Raw genomic sequence first — 16,892 nt, 5'->3', positions numbered from 1 at the left:
GGGTCGGCGAACGGTCGGACGAACGGCTTCTGCGGCACCGGACGGGCTAATCGGAGGGCCCGGACTGTTTATCCGGCACATCAGATTCATACCCATATGCCGTCACGGCCTTGTCTGCATATACGACAATCCTGGGGTGAGTTGATGATCGGACGCAGACAGCAGGTGGCCCTGGCCCTGACCGCCGTGCTCACGGCGGCGGCCGCCTGCCAGAACCACAACCGGCAGGACCCCGGCTCGCAGCAGGGGCGCCCGGCCCCCTCCGCGGCCCGCGGGTTCACCCTCGTCGCCTCCGGAGACGTCCTGCCGCACACCTCCGTCATCGACCGGGCCTCCTACGACGCCGGCGGCACCGGCCACGACTTCCGCCCGATGCTCTCCGGTGTCCGGCCGATCGTCTCCCGCGCCGACCTGGCGCTGTGTCACATGGAGACCGTCTTCGGCGTCGAGGGCGCCTACAGCGGCTATCCGTCCTTCAAGTCGCCGCCGCAGATCGCCAAGGGCCTCGCCGCCACCGGCTACGACGGCTGCTCCACCGCCTCCAACCACGCCCTGGACGACGGCACCACCGGCATCCGCCGCACCCTGGACGCCCTGGACGCGGCCGGCCTGCGGCACGCGGGAACCGCCCGCAGCGAGGCCGAGGCCCGCACGGTGAGCCTCCTGCGGGCGGGCGGGGCGAAGGTCGCCCACCTGTCCTACACCGCCGGCACCAACGGCAACCCGCCCCCGCACGGCGCGTCCTGGGCGGTCAACCTCATCGACGCGGACCGGATCGTCGCCGACGCCCGTACCGCCCGGCGGGCCGGCGCCGACGTGGTCGTGGTCTCCGTGAACTGGGGCACCGAATGGCAGGACGAACCCGACCGGCTCCAGCTCACCCTCGCCCAGCGGCTCACCGCGTCGGCCACCGCCGGCCGCCCGGACATCGACCTGATCCTCGGCACCCACGCCCACGTCCCGCAGGCGTACGAGAAGGTCAACGGCACCTGGGTGATCTACGGCATGGGCGACCAGATCGCCGGCGAGATGTACAACCGCGAGGGCGCCCAGGACCCCCGCGGCAACGAGTCCACGCTCGGCCGCTTCACCTTCGCCCCGCCCGACCGGCCGGGCGGCGCCTGGCGGGTCACCAAGGCCGAGTTCGTCCCCCAGCTGTACGACCTCGACGCCGGCCGGGTCGTCGACCTGAACCAGGCCGTCGCCCAGGGCGCCGACCTCGAAGGGGTGCGCGACCGGATCCGGGACGTGGTGCTCAGCCGCGGCGCCGGCCAGGACGGCCTGGTCATGGCCGAGTGATCACTCGGCGGGCCGCCGGTCGGCGAGCGACGAATGCCGGTAGGAGTAACCGAAGTAGATCACGCAGCCGATCACGAACCACACCGCGAACCGGACCCAGGTCTGCCACTGGAGGCGCGTGACCAGCCAGACGGAGAAGAGGATGCCCAGCGCGGGCAGGAACGGCATCCACGGGGTGCGGAAGGCGCGCGGCAGCTCCGGCCGCCGGTAGCGCAGCACGATCACCGCCGCGCACACCACCACGAACGCCAGCAGGATGCCGATGTTGGTCAGCTCGGCCACCTCGCTGATCGGGAGGAGCCCGGCGATCAGGGCCGACGCCGCCCCGACGATCCACGTGACCCGGGTCGGCACGTGCCGGGTGGGGTGCGTCTTGGCGAACCAGCGCGGCAGCAGCCCGTCCCGGGACATGGAGAACCAGACCCGGGTCACGCCCAGCATGAACGTGAACATCACGGTGAGGATGCCGATGATCGCGCCCACCGCGATCACGTCCGCGAGGGCGCCGAGCCCGACCGCCTTGAACGCCGAGGAGAAACCGCTCTCCTGGTCGATGTCCCGGTAGTTCTGCATGCCCGTCAGCACCAGGCAGGCCGCCACGTACAGCACCATCGAGATCGCCAGCGAGTAGATGATCGCCCTCGGCATGTGCCGCTGCGCGTCCTTCGACTCCTCGGCCGCCGTGGACATCGCGTCGTAGCCGAACACCGCGAAGAACACGAGCGCCGCGCCGTCGAACGCGCCGCTGACGCCGTACGGGAAGAACGGGTGATAGTTCCCGCTGTCGATGTGGAACGCGCCCACGCCGATCACCAGCAGCACCACCAGCACCTTCAGAGCCACCACGAACGTCTCGAAGCGGGCCGCGCTGCGCATGCCCAGGTTGAGCAGCCAGGCGATCAGCAGGCACAGCACCATCGCGAACAGGTCGACACGGTGCCCCGCCCCGGTGCCGGGCGCGCCCAGCATCCAGGCCGGCAACTGCGCGCCCATGTCCGTCACCAGGAAGCCGAAGTAGCCGGAGATGCCGATCGCGACGACCGCCACGATCGCGGTGTACTCCAGCAGCAGGTCCCAGCCGATGAACCAGCCCGCGAACTCGCCCAGCACCGCGTAACCGTACGTGTACGCCGAACCCGCCTTCGGGATCATCCCGGCGAACTCGGCGTACGACAGGGCCGCGCAGGCGCTCGCCAGACCGGCGATCAGGAAGGAGATCACCACCGCGGGCCCGGCCGTGCCGTTGGCCACGGTGCCGGCGAGGGTGAAGATGCCCGCCCCGATGATCCCGCCGACCCCGATCGCGGTGAGCTGCCACAGCCCGAGCGACCTCTCCAGCCGGGGGCCCTCGGTGACCTCGGTGTCCTCGATGTGTTCGATGGGTTTGCGGCGGAGAATGCCCTCACCCGCGCGGATCCGGTCCATGCGCCTCACCTCTTCGCCGACGGCAAACGGCTGACGGCGGATCATGATGGCTCAGGGCCGCCCCCCAGGGAAGGCGCCACGCACGTCCCACCCCGCAGTCCCGCACCCATCCCGGTCGCACGAACCCGGGGCCCCCGGCCCGATACGCCCCCGCACGGGACGGCGGGCCGCTCGGACCGCCCGCGACGGCTCGCAGGTATGCGGCAACAGCCCCCGCAGCTCAAGCTCCGGGCACTCGCGGCCGCGGTACGGCGGAGCCACCGGCCCGTCGCGGACCGGCGCGACCCCCGGCACGGGGCCGGGGCGCCACGCTCCGACGGTTGTCCATCGGTCGCCCACCGGGCAGGGGCCCCTCCCCTCCGCCGGCACGGGGGCGGTGGGCGGGTCGGCAGGGTTGGTGGGAGCGTGGCGGGGGCGTCCGCATGCCGCTGGTCGGCGCGGCCCCCGGACGGGGTACGGCGTTGGGGCCACGCCCCTTCGGCTGTCCGTCTCTCGCGCACCGCGTACGGGCCGGTCGCCTCCGCCGTCGCACGGGGGCGGCGGGCCACTCGGGGAGGCGGCAGGGCTGGCGGCCCCGTGGCGGGGCGTTCGCCTGTCGCGGTCGGCGCGGGGTATGGCGATGCCCCGCCTCCGGCTGTCCGCCGGGGGTGGAGGGTGGTGGGCGTGCGGCGGGGGCGTCCACCTGTCGCCGGTCGGCGCGGGGTACGGCGTTGGGGCCCAGGCCCGCCGCACGCCCGCTTGGGGGGCGTCCGTCTGCCGCCGGTCGGCGCGCCCCCCGGCACGGGGGCATGGCGGTAGGGCGTCACGCCCCTCCGGTCGTCCGGTCGTCGCCCACCGCGTCGGTCTCGCGCTTCGCGCGCTGCGCTGCGCCGCGGGGGGGCCGGCTGGTCGTCACGGCCGTCCGTCGGGCGAGGCGTGTCGCCGGCGGGGTGAGTGACACGAGACCGCCGGGGCGGCGGTGCCGATCGTTACGGGACGACCGTCACCGGCCAGCGGCCGGCCTTCACCAGCCGGACCGCCACCGAGCCGATGATCCGATGTCCGGCCTGTTCCGACGCGCCCACCACGACCGCGTCCGCCTTCAGCTCGTCGGCCGCCGTCACCAGACCGGTGTACGGGTCGCCGCGGAAGGTGTGGAACTCCCAGCGCACCTCGAATATCCCCTTCAGCCGCTCGGCGGCCTCCCGGATCTGCGCCACCAACTCGTCGGCGATCTCGTCGGTGGTCTCCGCCACCGGCGCCCCGAGCGCCGCGCCGGCCGCGAGCACCGGTTGCACGTACACCACGGCGAGCAGCGCGTGCTGGCGCCGGGCCAGACCGCCCGCGTACGCGGCGGCGCGCATCGAGGACTCCGAACCGTCCACCCCGACCAGGACGACCTTCGGTCCGTCCGTACCCCGCTCGAACCGGTGCGAGCGCTCTTCGTGCTGTTCCGTCACGGCCGTGAGGCTATCGGAACGGCCCCCTCCCGCCGGGACGCGGGGCCCCGGACCCGGCCCCGCGCCACCGGCCCGCGCCGGCCGCTCGACGCGCGGCCCGTGCCGCCCCTTCCTACAGTCGGAACCATGACTGCCACCGCGGGGCCCGCCGCGGGCAGGGGCGCCACGGCCCCGGCCCGCCCACCGGCCGGCGGGCGCCTCGCCCGGGTCCCGGAGGCCTTCGGGACCCTGTTCGCCGCTCTCGGCCTGCTGTGCGCCCTGCTCGCGTTCGTCCCGCCGCTGCGCCGCCTGCTCCGGCCGGTCGTCCGCGTCCTCGACCTGCTGCTCGTCCCGATCAGCGCCAACCTGGCCTACGCCGTCTTCCTGTTCCTGCTGGCCGGCGCCACCGCCGCCCGCAAGAAGGTCGCCTGGTGGCTGGTGGTCGTCTACCTCGGGCTGCTGGTCCTCACCGACGCGCTCGGCGCGGCCGTCGGCCTGTACGCCGAGTCACTGCCGTCCCTCGTGCTGTGCGCGCTCCTGCTGCTCCTGCTGCTCGCGGCCCGCCGGGAGTTCTACGCCGCCTCCCGCCGCGCCGCCGTACGCCGGGCGCTCGTCGTGCTGCTGGCCGGGCTGGCGGTGGCGATCCTGCTCGGCTGGGGGTTGGTGCTGCTCTTCCCGGGCACCCTCCCAGCGGGCCAGCACCTCGCCTGGGCGGCCGACCGGGTGTGCGGCGGGCTGGTCTCCAACAGCTCCTTCGACGGCCGGCCGCCGCACCGGGTCACCTTTGTCCTCGGCCTGCTCGGCGCCCTCGCCCTGCTCAACGCGGCGGCCGCGCTGTTCCGCTCCCAGCGCCTGGAAGCCGCCCTGCACGGCGACGAGGAGGCCCGCATCCGCGCCCTGCTCACCGCGTACGGCGACCGGGACTCCCTCGGCTACTTCGCCACCCGGCGCGACAAGGCCGTCGTCTTCTCGCCCAGCGGCAAGGCCGCCGTCACCTACCGCGTCGAGGCCGGCGTCTGCCTGGCCAGCGGCGACCCCGTCGGCGACCCGGAGGCCTGGCCGCCGGCCATCGCCGCCTGGCTGGACGTGGCCCGCCGGTACGCCTGGGCGCCGGCTGTGATGGGCGCCTCCGAGGACGGCGCCCGCGCCTACGCCCGCGCCGGACTCGGCGCCCTCCAGCTGGGCGACGAGGCGATCCTGCACATCCCGGGCTTCGACCTCGGCGGCCGCGACATGCGGGTCACCCGGCAGGCCGTGCACCGGGTCCGCCGCACCGGTGCCACCTGCCGGGTCCGCCGCCACGCCGCCCTGACCCCGGTGGAGACCGAGGAGATCGTCCGCAAGGCCGATGCCTGGCGCGACACCGAGACCGAACGCGGTTTCTCCATGGCCCTGGACCGGCTCGGCGACCCGGCCGACGGCGACTGCCTGCTCGTCGAGGCGCTCGGTGACGACGGCCGGCTCCTCGCCCTGCTCTCCTTCGTCCCCTGGGGCCGCGACGGCGTCTCCCTGGACCTGATGCGCCGTGACCGGACCGCCCCCAACGGGGTGATGGAGTTCATGGTGGCCGAACTGTGCGCCGCCGCGCCGAAGCTCGGCGTGCGCCGGATCTCCCTGAACTTCGCCGTCTTCCGGTCGGTGTTCGAGGAGGGCGCCCGCATCGGCGCCGGCCCGGTGCTCAGGCTCTGGCGCCGCCTGCTGCTGTTCTTCTCCCGCTGGTGGCAACTGGAGGCGCTGTACCGCTCCAACGCCAAGTACCGCCCCGAGTGGTACCCGCGCTTCATCTGTTACGCCGACACCGCCTCCCTCGCCCGCATCGGGCTCGCCTCCGGCATCGCCGAGGGATTCGTGTCCGTACCGTCCCTGCGCAAACTCTGGGGAAAGGGGCACCCGAGCACCGGACAACGGCCCGCCACCACCGAGGGGTCGCCGCCCGTGGCGGCGCTCGGCCCCGACGGAGGGGACCGGGCCGGGCCCGCGGCCCCGGACGCGGGCCTGTCCGACCAGGTCCGCGTCCGGCACCGCACGCTCGACCGGCTGCGCGCCAGCGGCACCGACCCCTACCCGGTCGCCACAGCCGCCCCCACCCACGCCCTCGCCGACGTGCCGACCGGCGCCGACGTCACCGTCGCCGGACGGGTCATGCTGGTCCGGGACTTCGGCGGCATCGTCTTCGTCGTGCTGCGCGACTGGTCCGGGGACCACCAGATCGCCCTCACCCGCGACGGCTCCCACCCCGCACCGGGCCGCTTCACCGCCGACACCGACCTCGGCGACCACATCACCGCCGTCGGCCACGCCCGGCCCAGCGACCACGGCGAACCCACGGTCTTCGTCACCACCTGGCAGCTCACCGGCAAGTGCCTGCGCCCGCTGCCCGACAAGCGGCGCGGCCTCACCGACCCCGAGGCCAGGGTCCGCCACCGCCACCTCGACCTGCTCACCAGCCCCGACGCCCGGGCCGTCGTCCGCGCCCGCTCCGCCGCCGTCCAGGCCCTCCGGCAGGGCCTGCTGGACCGCGGCTACCTGGAGGTCGAGACCCCGATGCTCCAGCAGATCCACGGCGGCGCCAACGCCCGCCCCTTCACCACCCACATCAACGCCTACGACCTGGACCTCCACCTGCGCATCGCCCCCGAGCTGTACCTGAAACGGCTGTGCGTCGGCGGCCTGGAGCGGGTCTTCGAACTGGGCCGCACCTTCCGCAACGAAGGCGTCTCGCACAAGCACAACCCCGAGTTCACGATGCTGGAGGCCTACCAGGCCCACGCCGACTACGACGTCATGCTCGACCTCACCCGCCGGCTGATCCAGTCCGCCGCGACCGCCGCCTTCGGCTCCCCGGTGGTGCGCAGGGACGGCGCGGAGTACGACATCTCCGGGGCCTGGCCGGTGAAGACGGTGTTCGGGGCGCTCTCCGAGGCACTCGGCGAGGACGTCGGCCCCGGCACCGAGCTACTGCGCCTGCACCGGCTGTGCGACCGTGCCGGCGTGCCGTACACCCCCGACGACGGCCCCGGCGACATCGTTCTGGAGATGTACGAACGGCTGGTCGAACACCGCACCGAGCTGCCCACCTTCTACAAGGACTTCCCGACCGACGTCTCCCCGCTGACCCGGCAGCACCGCACCAACCCGCGGCTCGCCGAGCGCTGGGACCTCGTCGCCTTCGGCACCGAACTCGGCACCGCCTACTCGGAGCTGACCGACCCCGTCGAACAGCGCCGCCGGCTCACCGAGCAGTCCCTGCTGGCCGCCGGCGGCGACCCGGAGGCCATGGAACTGGACGAGGACTTCCTCCAGGCCCTGGAGTACGCGATGCCCCCGACCGGCGGCCTCGGCCTCGGCGTCGACCGGCTCGTCATGTTCCTCACCGGACTGACCATCCGCGAGACACTGCCCTTCCCGCTCGTCCGGCACCGCTGAGAGTGTCGTCCGCTCGGCTGTCCGGGTGCAATCGGGCCGCCGCACCGGTGCCGTTGTGGTGCGCCGGGGCCCGACGGGGCGACTGATGAGTCATGCAGAAGGATCAGTTGCCCACACGGCGCCGGATGCTGTTCGCAGGCGCCGCCGCTCTGGGAGCCGCGGGAGCCGCGGGTGCCGTCGGCACCGTGCTGACGGGCGGCGACGGGGAGGCGGCCCGGACCGCCGCCGCCCCCGTGGCCGGCCCGCAGGCCCGCCAGGTGCTCAAACCCTCCGCCTTCCGGCTCCAGCCGCTCACCGGAGACGGCCCGCCGCGCGCCGCGCCCCGCAAGCTCAAGGTGCGCAAGGAACCCTTCCTGCGGATCCCCGGACACGGCCGGCGCATGATGCTGACCTTCGACGACGGCCCCAACCCGAACTACACCCCGCACATCCTGGACACCCTCGCCAAGTACCACGTACGGGCGATGTTCTTCGTGTGCGGCGAGTGCGTCGTCGAGAACAGGGAGCTGCTGGCCCGGATGGCCGACGAGGGCCATGTCGTCGGCAACCACACCTGGACGCACCCCCTGCTGACCAGCCTCGGCCGCAAGGAGATCCGCTCCGAGATGGAGCGCACCAGCGACGTCATCGAGGACACCTACGGCGAACGCCCCCAGTGGTTCCGCGCGCCCTACGGCGCCTGGAACCGGGCGGCCTTCCAACTGGGCGCGAAGATGGGCATGGAGCCGATGGCCTGGACCGTGGACACCACCGACTGGACGGTGCCCGGCACCCAGACCATCGTCGACCAGGTGGTGCAGGGCGCCGGCCCCGGTGTCGTGGTGCTCTCCCACGACGCCGGCGGCGACCGTTCGCAGAGCGTCCAGGCGATCCGCGAGTACCTGCCGTACCTGCTGGACTCCGGCTACCACCTGACGGTGCCCCGCCGGCGGGTGTGACGCGCGCCCGGGGGCGCCGGGAGACCGGCCGTGCGCCCGCCGGGCCCCGGCGGCTTCAGCCGACCGAGGCCAGGCGGGCGAAGACGACCACGTTGCCGTCGTAGCCGCTCTGCTTGGAGAAACCGCCGCCGCAGGTGATGACCCGCAGTTCCGGCGTCCCCTTGGAGCCGTACACGCGGTCGCCGGGGAAGTTGTTCTTCTCGAAGACCTCGACCCCGTAGACCTCGAAGACCGCGGTCCGGCCGTCCTGCCGCACGATCTCCACCCGGTTCCCCTTCTTCAGGGCCCCGAGTCCGTAGAACACGGCGGGGCCCTGCTTGTTGTCGACGTGGCCGACGACGACGGCGGTGCCCTTCTCGCCGGGGGAGACCGCGCCGGTGAACCAGCCGGCCGTGTCGGGGTTCTCCGGCGGCGGCGCGGCGACCCAGCCGTCCGCGTCGAGACCGACCGGCACGACCGGCGCGTCCACCTGGATGGCGGGGATCCGGACCCGGTCGACGGCGGAGAACGGCAGCGTGGCGGGGGCGGCGGCGAAGGTCTCCGGGGCGGTCCCGGTGTCCGGGGCCGCCGCGGACGCGGGCTGCGGTGGGCCCACGTCGAACTCGCCGGACCCGTTGCGCATCAGCGCCAGGCCGGTCAGCAGGACGAGCGCTATCACCCCCCAGGGGGCGCGCTTCCTGCGCCGTTCCTCCTCCTCGGCCAGCTCGGACAGCCTGGACGCAGACATTCGCCAACCCCTCTCCACGCTGCCGGCACCACGTCCCACGCGCATGGGAAAACGCTAAGTCCCGCGCGCGCGACGGGCGACGGGGCGAGGGGCGAACGGGTGGCCCCGGGGCCTTCCGGTGCGCCATCCGAGTTGCCGTTCCGAGGATTCTTCTGATGGCCCGTGACCTGCGGCAATATCAGATTGTGTGGATATCTGTCGGCGTGTCGGCTCACCAGGACGGACCATTCTCGACATGCGGGCGTGTTCCGCACGTCGGAGGGTCGGTCCGGGAGGTGCTTTCTCGCCGATCCACCGGGAACGGGACCCGGGGCGCCTTCCGCGGAGGATCACATGCGAAACCAACGTGCCCTCGCGGCGGCGTGCGCCGCGGTCGCCGCGCTCGGGCTCGCCGCCCCCGTGGCCGTCGCGGACGGCATGGGCAATGGGGGCGGGCCCAGCAGTACCGACACCACCGTCATCGTCCCGGGTACGGGCACCGGAGCCGCCAACGGCAACGGCAACTGGAACGGGAACGGTGGTTTCAACAACGGCAACGGCGGGTTCGGGAACGGCAACGGTGGGTTCAACAACGGGAACGGGAACGGCCGTGGGGACGGCGGCTTCGGGAACGGGAACGGGAACGGCGGGTTCGGAAACGGCAACGGCGGCTTCAACAACGGGAACGGCGGCTTCAACAACGGCAACGGGAACGGCCACGGGAACGGCGGTTTCGGTAACGGGAACGGGAACGGGAACGGGAACGGCAATGGCCACGGGGACGGTGGTTTCGGCAACGGCAACGGTGGCTTCGGTAACGGCAACGGGAACGGCAACGGGAACGGCCACGGCAACGACTTCGGCGGCCCGCGCAACATCGTCGCCACCCCCGCGGTCATCGCCGCCGGGGGCCGCCTCACCGTCACCGTGAACGGCTGCCGGGGCGGCACCATGACCTCCCGGGCCTTCGGCACCGCCCCGCTGGCCCCGTTCCGCGACGACACCGCACGCGGTGTCGCCACCGTCCACCGCGGCACCCGTCCCGGCCGGTACGACATCACCGTCCGCTGCGACGGCCGCCCCCTGACCCGCCCGGCGGCCTTCACCGTGATCGGCGGTGTGCAGGGCGGCATCGGCGGCAGCCGGACCAGCGGCGCCACCCCCACCGACATGGTCATCGGCGGCGGCCTGGTGGCCACGGCCCTGATCGGCGGCGGTGCCTTCTGGCTGCGCCGCCGGCACGAGAGGCGCGTCTGAGCCCCGCGCCCCGCCGGGCCACGGGTCCGTCCCGGCGTCCGGGCGTCGCGCACACCGACAGGCCTCCGCCCCGGTCCCTCGCGGGAGCGGGGGCGGAGGCCTGTCGGCGTGCCGCCCGCGGCTACCCCGTGATGTGGGGGAAGAGGTTGAGGAACGGTTCCGCGGTCACCGCGATGCCCCGGCTGTACGGGGCGTCGAGGTCCCAGATGAGGAACAGCATGAAGGCGATCGTGGCCGAGAACAGTCCGGCCAGCACCAGTTCCCGTCCGGTCCGGCGGATCTGGAGCGCGAACACCATGCCGATGGTGATCAGGCCCCCGGTGATCAGCCCCCACCACACGACCGACGGCATGGTGGCCCCGGTGGAGTCGGCACGCGCGTTGCGGGCCTGGTCGGCCGCGGCGATCTGGTCCAGCAGCGGCTGGTAGGACTGGGCCTCGAAGTCGTTCCCGGGCCGGTAGTCGGTGACGTCCTCGCGGACCTTGCGCAGCAGGGCCGCGCCGTGCTCCGTCACCTGCTCGTCGTCCGCCATCGCCGTCCACTCGGTGTGCACGACGTACTGGACGTAGGCGTCGATGTCACCGCGGACGCGGTCACGGACGTCCGGCGGGTAGACCCGGACCCGCTCCGAGATCTCGTGCAGTGCCTGGGCCTCGGACTGCACGTAGTCCTGGGCGGCGCTGCGGGCCTCCCACACGCCCGCGATGGCCAGCCCCAGGACGATGGCGTAGATGACGCCGATCCACATCGTCATGTACTCGATGACGTCCGGGGTCTCGCTGGGGTCCTCGTCCTCGGCCGCGGTGCGGTGCCTCACCAGCGTGATGACGACCACCACGGCGCATGCCCCCAGCATCGCGAGGACGAGAACAAGCCAATCCGACAACTGGTGCCTCCACAGGGTGAGCGGGCCGGCGCGTCAGCGCGGGCGCAGTGCCGCGACGGCGACGATCGCGGGGACGGTGATGAGCAGGACGTAGATGACGGGCGTGGTGTGACCGCGCGCGTGGTGGCTGACGGGGTGTGGGCGGTACGCCGGGTAGCGCACCTGGGTCACCGGGGGCCGCGGCGTGGGCGTGGGCGGGGGTGTGGGCGTCGGTTCCGGTACGGGCCTCGGCGCGGGCGGCGGGGGCGGGGTGGGCGTGGGTGCCGGCGGTGCCGGGGCGGGCCGGGCGGGCGGTCGCGGCCGGGGTGGGGCGGGCCTCGGTGTGGGGGTCGGGCGCGGTGGGGGTGTCGGCTTCGGGGGTGGTGGGGGAGTGGGTGTGGGCGTCGGTTCGGGTGGCGGGGGCGGCGTGGGCGTCGGCGTGGGGGTGGGCGTCGGCGGGCAGGGCGGCGGTGGCTCGGGACAGGGCGGGTCCGGCCAGTGGTGGCAGGGCGGGTCCGGCCAGTGGTGGCCGCCGGCGTGGGCGACCGCCACCGTGCGGCCCGGTCCGGTCGAGGCGGACGCGCAGGCGTCGGCCGACGCGCTGCCGGCCGGACAGCCCACCAGGGTCCAGACCAGCGTCAACAGGGCCAACACCCTTGTGGTGGGTGCGCATCGGGTCGCTTCGGGTCCATGCACGACGAAGATCATGCGGGGTGGGAGGGCGTTGTGCGCCGTTGTGCGCCCACAATGCTCCGAAGGGGGGACATGGTGCGGTCAAAGGTTTGACGGGCGGAGGGTCCCGGCCGGAGCGGCACGCACGTCTGTACGAGCCCGCGGGCGCCGGCGCGTCCCGGTCCCCGGAAAGAAATATCGGCCGCCGTTGAACACCGCGGCCCCCGCGCCGCGTACCCATGGCCGTGCGGCGGCGCGGCAGGCGCTGCGATATCCAGGCGATATTGGGGAGTTACGGATGAAGACCTCCTGGCGGACCGCCTCACTGGTGGCCACGGCAGCCTCGGTGCTGGCGCTCACGACGGCGTGCGGTCAGGACAACAGCGCGGCGCCCGCGGCGGCGGCCCAGAACGTCGGGGCCACGGCCGCGGCCGGTGACTACGGCAGCCCGGGCGCCGGTACCGCCACCGCCGCGGGCAACGGGTACGGCGCCGACGGCAGCCAGAGCTCCAGCTCCCCGACCGCCGCGGCCCCCGCGGGCAAGCTGACCGTGGCCAACAACCCCGACCTGGGCAGCGTGCTCACCGACGGCTCCGGCCTCACGCTCTACCGGTTCGACAAGGACACCGCCAACCCGCCGACCTCCAACTGTGCCGGGGACTGCGCCACCACCTGGCCGCCGGTCCCCGCCGACGACGCCAGTGCCGGGGCCGGCATCGACAAGGCGCTCCTCGGTGAGGTCACCCGCGCCGACGGCAGCAAGCAGCTCACCGTCGGCGGCTGGCCCGCCTACCGCTACGCCAAGGACGTCAACTCCGGTGACGTCAACGGCCAGGGCGTGGGCGGCAAGTGGTTCGCCCTGGCGCCCACCGGCAAGAAGGCCAAGGTGTCCGACCTGCCGGGCCTGTCCGTGCGCAAGGACCCCGAGCTGGGCGAGGTCGTCGTCGACAAGAACGGCATGACGGTCTACCGCTTCCTGAAGGACCAGGCCTGGCCGAAGTCCGTCTCGAACTGCACGGGCGCCTGCCTGGAGAAGTGGCCGGCCGTCGGCCCGGTGAACGCGGACGACACGAAGGGCGTGAAGAAGAAGGGCCTGATGCCCTTCACCCGCCCCGACGGCGTCCGGCAGATGTCGGTCAACTGCTGGCCGATCTACACCTTTTCCGGGGACAAGGCCCCAGGCGACACCAACGGTCAGGGCGTGGGCGGCACCTGGTACGCCGTCTCGCCCGACGGCAAGCCGGTCGGCGCGCCGGGCAAGTAGATCACCTCCCCAGAGTCGATCGTCCCGCCCGGCCCGGCGCAGACGACCGAAGGTCCGCCCCCTCCGCACGGAGGGGGCGGACCGTTGTGCGTCGCGGCGACGGTCGCGCGACGGCTGCCCTGCGGCCGTCACGCAGCGCCGCCGTGTGGACACGTGCCGCAGGCAGTGACCGGGAACGGATGGTCAATTTCCGTTTCAGGTCGCTCCTTTGGCGGGCGATCAGTAGCCTCAGCTCGAACACCGGATCGCCTACACTTGTCCACGCCTTGGAGACATACATGGAGCGTCCCGCCTGGGCCCCACGGAGCATCGACATCTCGGTGCCGAGCGTCTCACGGATCTACGACTACTACCTGGGCGGTTCGCACAACTTCGAGGTCGACCGGGAAGCGGCCCGCAAGGCCATGGAGTTCATGCCGGGCCTGCCCAAGATCATGCAGGCCAACCGGGCGTTCATGCGCCGGGCCGTGCGGTTCGCGGCCGGCGAGGGCGTCACCCAGTTCCTCGACATCGGCTCCGGCATCCCGACGTTCGGCAGCGTCCACGAGGTGGCCTGCGCCGCCGCCCCGGGCGCCCGCGTGGTCTACGTCGATCACGACCCGGTCGCCGTCGCCCACAGCGAGGCGGTCCTCGCGGGTCACGACGACGCCGACGTGGTCGCCGCGGACCTGCGCAAGCCGCAGGAGATCCTCTCGGCCCCACGGCTTGAGCGGCTGATCGACCTGAATCGGCCAGTGGCCCTCCTCCTCGTTGCCATACTGCACTTCGTGGACGACGCGGACGACCCGTACGGTGCGGTGGCCGAGTTGCGCGAGGCTCTCGCGCCGGGCAGCCTGCTGATCCTCACGCATGCCTCGTACGAGGGGATCCCGGTGCCCGCCGAGCGGGCCGAGGGCGCCGTGGACGTGTACAAGGACATCCGCAACCCGCTGATCATGCGCTCGCGCGAGGAGATCGCGCGGTTCTTCGAGGGGTACGACATGGTGGAACCCGGACTGGTGCCGATGCCGAACTGGCGCCCGGACTCGGCTCCCGAGGACGAGGATCCGTACGCCTTCTCCGGGTTCGCCGGCGTGGGGCGTACGGCGTGACCGCGGAGCCGGACGGGCCGGAGGACAGACTGCGCCGGCTGACGACGATCTGGAGCCGGGCGGTCTTCCCCGTCACCTCCACCTCACTGACCCGCCCCGAGTTCGAGGAGCGACTCCTGCCGCTGGCCCGCCGGTTGAGCGGACTGCTGCGGGCCCGCACCTTCGACCCGGACGCCGCCAGGGCCGTCGGCGCCGCGTTGGTCGAGGCGCACTGCACCGACCCCGAGGCGCTCACCCGCACCCTGGACTGCGTCGACGCCTACCTGGTCCTGTACTGCGGCGAGGACGGCCCGCAGGACGAACTGCGCGTGCGCTCCTCGCGGTTGCAGCACGCGATGGCCGCCGGGTACGCCCAGGCGCTGCGCGAACGCACCCTCGCCGAGCAGGAGGCCATCGCCCAGGCCGCGTTGCTGGCCCAGGGCGTGGTCGCGCAGGCGCTGCACGCCAGCGAGGCGCGGTTCCGCGCGGTCTTCGAGGGCGCCGCCATAGGGATCGGCATCGCCGACCTGGACGGCACCGTCCTCCAGGTCAACGAGGCGCTGCTGCGCATGTTCGGCGCCACCCCGCAGTCGCTGCGCGGCCGGCGCGTCCAGGACTGGGTGCACCCCGAGGACGCCCCGCAGACCTGGCGGCTCTACGACGAACTCGTGCGCGGTGAACGCGAGCACTACCACATGGAGAAGGCGTTCAACCGGCCCGACGGCACCGTGCTGTGGACCAACCTGACGGTCTCCCTGCTGCGCGACGCCGACGGCAACCCGCAGTACCAGCTCGCCCTGATGGAGGACACCACCGAGCGCCGGCTGCTCAACCTCCGGCTGCGCTACGAGGCCACCCACGACGCCCTGACCGGCCTGCCCAACCGCACCCTGTTCTTCGAGCGGCTGGAGAAGGCCCTCAACGCGGGCGAGGGCCAGCGGTTCGGCCTGTGCTACCTCGACCTGGACGGCTTCAAGACCATCAACGACAGCCTCGGTCACGCGGCCGGCGACCGGCTGCTGGTGGAGGTCGCCGACCGGCTGGAGTCGTGCGCCACCGCGCCCGGCGAGATGGTCGCCCGGCTCGGCGGCGACGAGTTCGTGGCCCTCACCACGGGCCCCGGCACCGCGCACGAGGTCGACGAACTCGCCGAGCGCATCATGAACGCGCTGGTCACGCCGGTCAGCATCGACGGCCGCGACCTGCTGGTCCGCGGCAGCCTCGGCATCGTCGAGGGCCCGGCGGGCGAACGCACCGCCGCGGAGGTCCTGCGCAGCGCCGACATCACCATGTACCGGGCCAAGTCGGCGGGCGGCAACCGCTCGGAACTGGCCGACCCCGAGGCCGACGCCCGCGCCATCACCCGGCACGGCCTGACCACGGCCCTGCCGACCGCTCTGGAGCGGGGCGAGTTCTTCATCGAGTACCAGCCCCTGGTACATCTGGGCGACGGCAGCGTACGCGGCGCCGAGGCGCTGGTGCGCTGGCTGCACCCGCAGCACGGTGTCCTCGGCCCGGACCGGTTCATCCCGCTCGCCGAGCACACCGGCCTGATCGTGCCGCTGGGCCGCTGGGTCCTGGAGGAGTCGATCCGCCAGGCCCGGTCCTGGCGCGAACGCCTCTGCGGTCAGGCGACCGGCCCCCTGCGCATCAACGTCAACCTCTCGCCCTGCCAGCTCACCCATCCCGGGCTGGTCCAGGACACGGTCGACATCCTGGAACGCGCGGGCGTCACCCCGGACGCGCTCTGCCTGGAGGTCACCGAGTCCGCGCTGATCGGCGCCGACGACGACCTGCTCAAACCGTTGCGCCGGCTCGCCGAGATGGGCGTCGACATCGCCCTGGACGACTTCGGCACCGGCTACTCCAACCTGGCCAACCTGCGCCGCCTCCCGGTGAGCGTCCTCAAACTGGACCGCTCCTTCACCCAGGGCATGCAGCAGTTCCCCGCCGACCCCGTCGACCTGAAAATCGTGGAGGGGATCGTCTCCCTCGCCCACAGCCTCGACCTCGCGGTCACGGTCGAGGGCGTGGAGACCGGCGCGCAGGCCGAGCAACTGCGCATCCTGGGCTGCGACACCGCCCAGGGCTGGTACTACGCCCGCCCGGGCCCGCCGGAGCGCCTGCACGACCTGGCACTGGTCGACGCCACCGGCTGACCGCCCACCGCCCCGAAACCGAAGGACGTCGACCACCGCCCGCCCGGCGCCGGGCGGGCGCCTGCGCCCGCGCCTGCCCGACGCCTGTGCCGGGCGCGCGTGCCTGTGCCCGCCGCCAGCGGCCGGCGCCTGTGTGGCGCCCGTGGCCGGCGTTCTCGGCTAGAGCCCGCGCCTGTCACCCGTAGCCGATGTCCGTGCCCGCTCCCCGTGGTTGGCGCTCGCGCCCGCCTCCTTGCGACGCTTCCTTGGCTCGGCCGTGGGACTGGTGAGCTCGCATGTTGAGGTGTCGCGTATTCCAGCTCAGAGCGCCCCGATCGGTCACTTTGGGTCATGCGGGCGGTGTCCAGGGTCCGGCCCGGAGTGAGTATGTTCGTCCGATGGCGCGTTCGAAGC

General features: G+C 73.1%; 11 protein-coding genes and 1 pseudogene. 7 read left to right on the top strand and 5 right to left on the bottom strand.

The window, feature by feature from the left end:
* Nucleotides 1–144 precede the first annotated feature (144 nt).
* Complete coding sequence (locus ACIQVT_RS04845; protein WP_403747486.1) at nucleotides 145–1,299, top strand: CapA family protein; 1,155 nt, start codon at nucleotides 145–147, stop codon at nucleotides 1,297–1,299.
* On the opposite strand, the gene ACIQVT_RS04840 is transcribed toward ACIQVT_RS04845, so the two are convergent.
* The gene (locus tag ACIQVT_RS04840) at nucleotides 1,300–2,724 is read right to left on the bottom strand and encodes an amino acid permease (RefSeq protein ID WP_403747483.1); all 1,425 of its coding nucleotides are present in this window, start codon (nucleotides 2,722–2,724) and stop codon (nucleotides 1,300–1,302) included.
* A gap of 968 nt (nucleotides 2,725–3,692) precedes the next feature.
* On the bottom strand, nucleotides 3,693–4,163 hold the full coding sequence (locus ACIQVT_RS04835; RefSeq protein WP_403747481.1) for a universal stress protein: 471 nt from the start codon (nucleotides 4,161–4,163) through the stop codon (nucleotides 3,693–3,695).
* Between the two features lie 126 nt (nucleotides 4,164–4,289).
* Here ACIQVT_RS04835 and lysX point away from each other — a divergent pair, with 126 nt between their 5' ends.
* Together lysX and ACIQVT_RS04825 are read left to right on the top strand one after the other, a co-directional pair.
* Nucleotides 4,290–7,568: a bifunctional lysylphosphatidylglycerol synthetase/lysine--tRNA ligase LysX gene (gene lysX / locus ACIQVT_RS04830; RefSeq protein ID WP_403747479.1), complete on the top strand. Its 3,279-nt coding sequence runs from the start codon at nucleotides 4,290–4,292 to the stop codon at nucleotides 7,566–7,568.
* Nucleotides 7,569–7,660: 92 nt separating this feature from the next.
* On the top strand, nucleotides 7,661–8,506 hold the full coding sequence (locus ACIQVT_RS04825) for a polysaccharide deacetylase family protein (RefSeq protein WP_403747476.1): 846 nt from the start codon (nucleotides 7,661–7,663) through the stop codon (nucleotides 8,504–8,506).
* Nucleotides 8,507–8,561: 55 nt separating this feature from the next.
* Here ACIQVT_RS04825 and ACIQVT_RS04820 read toward each other — a convergent pair whose 3' ends face one another.
* Nucleotides 8,562–9,233: a class F sortase gene (locus ACIQVT_RS04820; RefSeq protein WP_403747472.1), complete on the bottom strand. Its 672-nt coding sequence runs from the start codon at nucleotides 9,231–9,233 to the stop codon at nucleotides 8,562–8,564.
* A 748-nt stretch (nucleotides 9,234–9,981) separates the two neighbouring features.
* Between ACIQVT_RS04820 and ACIQVT_RS04815 the strand changes: the two are divergent.
* Nucleotides 9,982–10,469 (top strand): annotated as a pseudogene (locus tag ACIQVT_RS04815) (hypothetical protein).
* Nucleotides 10,470–10,590: 121 nt separating this feature from the next.
* Here the strand turns inward: ACIQVT_RS04815 and ACIQVT_RS04810 are convergent.
* Both ACIQVT_RS04810 and ACIQVT_RS04805 read right to left on the bottom strand, forming a co-directional pair.
* Nucleotides 10,591–11,355 (bottom strand): hypothetical protein, encoded by a 765-nt coding sequence (locus ACIQVT_RS04810; RefSeq protein WP_403747467.1) that lies wholly within the window; start codon nucleotides 11,353–11,355, stop codon nucleotides 10,591–10,593.
* Nucleotides 11,356–11,388: 33 nt separating this feature from the next.
* Nucleotides 11,389–11,526 (bottom strand): hypothetical protein, encoded by a 138-nt coding sequence (locus ACIQVT_RS04805; RefSeq protein WP_403747464.1) that lies wholly within the window; start codon nucleotides 11,524–11,526, stop codon nucleotides 11,389–11,391.
* 778 nt (nucleotides 11,527–12,304) lie between these two features.
* On the opposite strand from ACIQVT_RS04805, the gene ACIQVT_RS04800 reads away from it, so the two are divergent.
* From ACIQVT_RS04800 to ACIQVT_RS04790, 3 genes are all read left to right on the top strand, one after another.
* Entirely contained in the window at nucleotides 12,305–13,270 is a 966-nt protein-coding gene (locus ACIQVT_RS04800) for an SCO0930 family lipoprotein (protein WP_403747461.1), read from the top strand.
* Nucleotides 13,271–13,548: 278 nt separating this feature from the next.
* Nucleotides 13,549–14,361: an SAM-dependent methyltransferase gene (locus tag ACIQVT_RS04795; RefSeq protein ID WP_403747939.1), complete on the top strand. Its 813-nt coding sequence runs from the start codon at nucleotides 13,549–13,551 to the stop codon at nucleotides 14,359–14,361.
* On the top strand, nucleotides 14,358–16,499 hold the full coding sequence (locus ACIQVT_RS04790; protein ID WP_403747458.1) for a putative bifunctional diguanylate cyclase/phosphodiesterase: 2,142 nt from the start codon (nucleotides 14,358–14,360) through the stop codon (nucleotides 16,497–16,499). The genes ACIQVT_RS04795 and ACIQVT_RS04790 overlap by 4 nt, the downstream gene beginning before the upstream one ends.
* Nucleotides 16,500–16,892: the final 393 nt, after the last annotated feature.

The sequence above is a fragment of the Streptomyces sp. NPDC100445 genome (assembly GCF_044759735.1).
In the GTDB taxonomy this organism is placed as follows: domain Bacteria; phylum Actinomycetota; class Actinomycetes; order Streptomycetales; family Streptomycetaceae; genus Streptomyces.
This window is presented reverse-complemented; position numbering and strand designations above follow the sequence as displayed.